This window comes from Desulfuromonas sp., assembly GCA_002869615.1.
GTDB lineage: Bacteria > Desulfobacterota > Desulfuromonadia > Desulfuromonadales > UBA2294 > BM707.
In genome coordinates this window covers 1-4,240 of the sequence record PKUH01000059.1, presented here as the reverse complement: position 1 = coordinate 4,240, position 4,240 = coordinate 1, and the positions used below count along the sequence as shown (strand labels likewise).

The following is a 4,240-nucleotide window of genomic DNA, read 5'->3' as shown; positions in this document are numbered from 1 at the left end:
TCGTACGGGCTGTCCTGGCCATCCGGATTCGCCTTCATGCTGACGAAGCCGCCGAACTGGCGCATCATGTCGATCAGGCTGTCAACCTCATCCGGTGACAACAACCCTTCGGCCGGGCGCAAACCGATGCCGTCATGCGACGCGGTGAAATTGAGATAGGTACATCCGGGCGGCGCGTCAAATGAGATTTTTGCCCATTCATTCAGGACATCGCTGCAGCCGTGATGCAGGGCGTGCAGCAGCAACGGTGCCAGGCTGAAATGGTAGATCATATGCGCTTCATCACCATCACCGAAGTAGCTGCGATTCTGTTCCTTCGGCACGTTGGTCTCGGTCAAAAGCACCGATGATGGGGCAACAAGCTCCATGATAATTCGCAGAATCTTGACGATCTCATGGGTTTCGGGGAGATTGATACAGCTGGTTCCGAGTTTTTTCCAGAGGAAGGCAATAGCATCGAGCCGGATGAAGCGGCCGCCGCGCGACAGGTAGAGGAGAAGGATGCGGACAAATTCGCGCAGGACGTTCGGATTGCCGAAGTTGACGTCGATCTGGTCCTCGCTGAAGGTCGACCAGACATACCTGACTCCACGATGGGTATGGACCGGGGTCAACAGGTTGTTTTTGCGGGGGCGGACCACCTCGCTGAGATCAACCACCGGATCGACTTCCCAGAAGTAATAACAGGCCGGCGGTTTCTGGTTAATGAAATCGATAAACCAGAGAGATTCCCGCGAGACATGGTTGATCACCAGATCGATCATCAGATCGAAACCTTCACCGATCCGCTCGATATCATTCCAGTCTCCGAAATCGGGATTGACCGTCGTGTAGTCGATCACCGAGAAGCCGTCGTCAGAGCTATAGGGGAAAAACGGCAGGAGATGAATCGTCGAAACAAGACCGCTCAAATACCTGTTGAGAAAACCGTTGAGGCTTTGCAGCGGCGCTTTTTCTGCTTCGACAATACTGTCGCCGTAGGTAATCAGGATAACATCCCGTTCATCCCAGCGTTGCAGACGACAATCCCGTTCCTGGGCGACATGGTGCTGCAAAAGCGAGATCAGTTCGTCAATCAGGATCCCGGCCTGATGCTCACCGTAAAGCAGCGCCAGTTTATGTCCGGCCCTTTTATAAAATTCTCCGGCAATATCCCGTGGCATCGTCCTTCCTTCAACAAAAGAATGGAAATGAGACTATCACAAAATCGCGTCGAGTCTCAGGGCAAATGTGAGATCGAGCCCGGCCAGGGGATGGTTGCCGTCGAGAGCAACCTCTTCATCATCATGATCAAGGATCAGCATGACCTGCCGGCCGGCGTCACCAAATTCGACCTCGAGTTTCTGCCCGACCCTCAGTTCCTTGTCCGCCGGAAAAAGTTCGCGCTTGACCCGGAGGACATTCTCGGGGCGGCGCGGGCCATAGGCATCCCGGGGACACAAACATATATTCTTGACCTGACCGACTGCCATGCCGACGATCTCTTTTTCCAGGGCCGGAAAGACTTCATCGGCGCCGAGCTTTATGGTCAGGGGGTTCTCTTCGGTACTATCGAAAATACGTCCATTGTCGAGAGTTCCGATATAGGAGACTGTTACCCGGTCTCCATGTTGTGCTGTTCTGCTCATTGTATCTCCTGCGATATGATATGGAATCGCGCATCAAAATGCCGCTCCAGAATCGGCCGGACTTCCTGCCAGCTGAGACCGCCACCACCGCAACCGGGGCGCGGCACAATCACCCTCTCCCAGCCCTGACGATCAACCAGACTGACCAGTTCCCGACATGACTGTTCAATAAGGTGCAGACTCGGGACTTCGAACGGGCTGTTTTCGACCGGAAAGCTGACGATCCGGTTGCCGAGATCATAAACATGGACGCCATGCTTGCGGACCATCTCTCCAAGAACCTTTTCAATACCTGAAAATCGCTTCCGGGCCTGGGCTGCACAGCCGCGCGGCATCAGGCAGGAGCCTTTTTTATCGACCGCGCCGCCGGTTGTAATGGCAACCACATCGCCAGCGGCATGCCTCGCCCAAAGATCACCGGTCAGTTCGTGCATGTCAAGACTCAAGCAACTGTTCGATCGATGCGACCAGGCAATCGAAAACATCCTCGCGACTCCGGATCGACTGCGGCAGATTATAAATAACGATTTCCTCGAGCTTGTGCAAAACCGCCTGATCGTTTGTTTCGAAGTGATCCATCACTGCGGCAAACATCGGCAGGACCTCGTAAAGATCATTCCGGTCGAATTCGGCCGAATCCGGCTTGCCGGTGAATTTCGGCTGATCCCGCGTTTCCTTCTTGTGATAGTACTTGAAATAAAGATCGGAGGGCTTGATCTCGATGCCCATCATCAACTCCTTTGCCTAATCATTAACCACAACTGCTTGCACAGTCGGCATGACGGCCACATCCGGCCGAGCAGACCGCGGCCGCCTTGCGGATACCATTATGCGACACGAACTCTTCAAAACTACCGATCGTGATGTACCACAGACCATCCATTTCGACCTGCTCAAGCAGCCCCTTGCGGACATGCATCAGGACATTAATCTCTGTAGTTCTCAATAGTTGTGCCGTTTTCGGCAAGGTCAAAAATCCGTTATGTTCAACCATGTCATCTCTCCTTGAACAGAAAGGCCCGAACGGTTTGCGTCCGGGCTTCGTTGCGCGGTGAAGGCGACAGCGTTGTCACCACAAAGAATCTAGTTATTATTTAGCAGGAACCGGGCCAGCTTTGCACAACGATTGAAAAGCTTTGTGCAACGGCCTGACCGGTTCTTGGCAATCGGGTTTATTCATTTTCTGAACATTGGCGAAAGCCGCAACAATCGAACTGCCTGGTCCTCAATTGCAATCCGGGTATCGAAATCAAGCTTGCGCAGCCAACGATGCGGCAACGCCTCGATGCCATAAAAGGCGCCGGCGATCATGCCGCCGATCGCGCCGGTCGTATCGGCATCACCCCCCTGATTGACAATGCCGATGAGACACTCCTCAAACGATGCTGTCGTAAACAGGAAATGAAAAACTGTGCGCATGGTCTCAACGATATAGCCGCTCGCCTGTCCGTCGTAATGATTGAACTTGAACTTCGGATGCGTCGCCGCCAGTTCCCGGGTCAGTTCATGCAGGCGGAAACGATCAGCGCCGAGCAAAGCGGCATGAATCATCCTGCCGATACAGAGGCAGGCGGCATCCGAGTATTGATGATGGTGGGTCAAGCGGGCCTGCTCGCGACTGCAGCGACTCAGCAATTCTTCATCACCGAGAGTGAACAGCGCAACCGGAGCCATCCGCATGGCCGCACCGTTGCCGGCGTCCCAGTCGTTCGGCGCAACCGACAGTTCGCCGCTGCGCATGTAATTACGGATTCCCTTGCGCACGGTCGAACCGATATCAATCGGCTTGCTGCGCATCCAGTTGACAAAATTGCGGGCGATATCTTCAAGGTTCCATTCTTCGCAAAACGTCAGACTACGCGCGATGGCAAGCGACATTTCGGTATCGTCAGTAACCCTTCCGGCCTTGATATTGAGCCAGCCGCCACCGATGATTTTGCGGTGGACCTTGTATTTGGCCTGGATCTCTCGCGGAGTCATGAATTCGGTAGTGGCGCCAAGGGCATCACCCAGGGCCAGGCCGAGGAACGCGGCCCGGCCGCGGTCTATAATTTCAGTTTTTTCTGGCCTGGTCTGCATTTATTCCCCATTCCCAAAAGGGGCAGCCACCGTTCGGCGACAGTCCCTAGCCACCGATCAGCACCTTGACTTCATATTCACCACCGATAACGATAACTTCTTCTTCTCCCTTGAGCAGGGCATTCGGCAGAAGATCGGATCGGAAGACCACTTTGGCAACCGGAACCTCGGCCTGCATCACCCGGCTGCCGAATTCCCAGGCCCGCTCGAAATCGGTCGTGAAGGAGACCAGATTATTGAGGCGCACCAGGTGATGGTTTTTGCCGATTTCCTTGAGGATGCGCTGTTCGTTGAAATCGTTGATCCCGCGATAGAGCCTCTCTATCGACGTCACCGGCTGTTTCAACCCCATTTCGTACTGGGCATATTCGTAAAGAAGATCAAACTGCTGGTAGATCGCGTTGGTCCGTGACTTGCCCTGCATCCGCTCTTTGAGATAATGATGATAGGCTTCGGAATGGACATCATCGATCAGTTCGTGATGAAAGGTCGGAGCCAGACCGAAACGGCTTTCGGCCCAGCCCTTGAGGACG

At 54.2% G+C, this 4,240-nt stretch carries 7 protein-coding genes; all 7 read right to left on the bottom strand.

The features are described from left to right. On the bottom strand, positions 1-1,163 hold a 1,163-nt coding region (locus tag C0623_06435), incomplete at its 3' end, for an alpha-amylase (GenBank protein ID PLY00977.1). Between the two features lie 36 nt (positions 1,164-1,199). Continuing rightward, entirely contained in the window at positions 1,200-1,628 is a 429-nt protein-coding gene (locus tag C0623_06430) for a peptidylprolyl isomerase (GenBank protein ID PLY00976.1), read from the bottom strand. Beyond that, entirely contained in the window at positions 1,625-2,062 is a 438-nt protein-coding gene (locus C0623_06425) for an ADP-ribose-binding protein (protein PLY00975.1), read from the bottom strand. Before C0623_06425 ends, C0623_06430 begins: the two co-directional genes overlap by 4 nt. 1 nt (position 2,063) lies before the next feature. Further along, the gene (locus C0623_06420) at positions 2,064-2,357 is read right to left on the bottom strand and encodes a hypothetical protein (protein ID PLY00974.1); all 294 of its coding nucleotides are present in this window, start codon (positions 2,355-2,357) and stop codon (positions 2,064-2,066) included. Positions 2,358-2,379: 22 nt separating this feature from the next. Beyond that, positions 2,380-2,622, bottom strand: a complete 243-nt coding sequence (locus C0623_06415; GenBank protein ID PLY00973.1) for a hypothetical protein — start codon at positions 2,620-2,622, stop codon at positions 2,380-2,382. A gap of 182 nt (positions 2,623-2,804) precedes the next feature. After that, a complete protein-coding gene (gene draG, locus C0623_06410; GenBank protein PLY00972.1) occupies positions 2,805-3,707 on the bottom strand; it encodes an ADP-ribosyl-[dinitrogen reductase] hydrolase in 903 nt (300 codons plus the stop codon). Between the two features lie 46 nt (positions 3,708-3,753). Continuing rightward, positions 3,754-4,240: N-acyl homoserine lactonase (locus C0623_06405; GenBank protein ID PLY00971.1), on the bottom strand; the 487-nt coding region annotated here is incomplete at its 5' end.